This window comes from Corallococcus sp. 4LFB (assembly GCF_046520365.1).
Taxonomy (GTDB): domain Bacteria; phylum Myxococcota; class Myxococcia; order Myxococcales; family Myxococcaceae; genus Corallococcus; species Corallococcus caeni.
Genome location: NZ_JBKGHJ010001025.1, coordinates 1 through 1,236, shown reverse-complemented (window position 1 = coordinate 1,236; position 1,236 = coordinate 1). Strand labels below are relative to the sequence as shown.

The 1,236-nt window shown below is 74.2% G+C and carries 1 protein-coding gene and 1 pseudogene; both read left to right on the top strand.

Going from position 1 to position 1,236, the window contains the following annotated elements:
• Positions 1–819: pseudogene (locus tag ACLEQD_RS43750) on the top strand (cyclic nucleotide-binding domain-containing protein); the annotation flags it as partial.
• A 120-nt stretch (positions 820–939) separates the two neighbouring features.
• On the top strand, positions 940–1,152 hold the full coding sequence (locus ACLEQD_RS43745; protein WP_410391844.1) for a hypothetical protein: 213 nt from the start codon (positions 940–942) through the stop codon (positions 1,150–1,152).
• Positions 1,153–1,236 lie beyond the last annotated feature (84 nt).

Here is a 1,236-nt window from a genome sequence, read left to right as displayed (position 1 = left end):
CTTCGAGCGCGCCGGTTCGCTGGAGCAGGCGCTGGCGCTGTACCAGGCGCTGGGCGCGCGCGAGTCGCTGGCGCACCTGCTGGGCCGCATGCACCGGCCCATGGAGGCCGCGCAGGTGTTCCGGGTGCTGGGCAACGCTCACGCGAGCTGGAGATGCTGCGCGCGGTGCCCGCGGACGACGCGCAGCGGCCGGAGGCGGTGCTGCGCATGTGCGAGCTGCTGGACGCGGAGGGCGCGACGTGGCGCGCGCTGGTGCTCCTGGCGGACGGCATCAAGCACGCGACGGGGGCGGGGCTGCTCTTGCTCCAGGCGGAGCAGGCGCGGCTGCTCCAGCAGTTGGGGCTGGCGTCGGCGCCGGAGGGCGCGGCCGCGGCGGAGAAGGCGCCGCCGGTGGTGGATGGCTATGGCTATCTGAAAGCCATTCCCATCTTCGATGGTCTGTCTTTGGAGGACATGCGCGACCTCTACCGCCTGGCCCGGCCGGTGCTGGTGCCGGCGGGGACGACGGTGCTGGAGAAGGGCGCCAAGGGGATGGGGCTGGTGGTGCTGCTGGAGGGCATGGTGAGCGTGTCCACCGGCCCGGGCCCGGACGCGCGCCAGCTCAACATGCTGGGGCCGGGCGCGTTCCTGGGGGAGATTTCGCTCATCCTCGACGGCCCGGTGTCCGCGCACGTGCGCGCGCACACGGTGGTGCGGGCCCTGCGCGTCACGCGGACGGACTTCCAGTACTTCCTGGAGACGCACGAGGCCGCGGCCCTGCGCATCTACCGCCTCTTCACCCAGAGCCTGGCGGAGCGCGTGCGGGATTTGAGCAGCTGACAGCAGGGCGGCACCGCCGCCGGGTGTGAACCGGGACACCCGAGCAGGTGGTGTTGGGTGACACCCGCCGGGCCCTCCGAACGGATGCGTGCGCCGCGCGGCTGGGTTACAGAGGCCCGCATGGCGGACTCCCCACACGCGCGGTCGTTGAAGGCCCAGGCGGCGACGCTCGCCGCAGGGGGGAAGCTGGAAGCGGCGCTGGCCGGCTACCAGGACGCCCTGCGCGCGGAGCCGGAGGACGCGGAGGTCCACCAGCGCGTCGCGGAGCTGCTCGAGTGGCTGGAGCGCACCCCGGAGGCCGCCCGCGCCTACGACGACGCGGCGCTCGCCTGACCCGCGCGGGGAGCCTCTTGCGCGCGGTGGCCGCCGCGGTGCTGTCGCGAGGCCTGAGGGGCTCGCGGCCCCAGACGGTGCGCA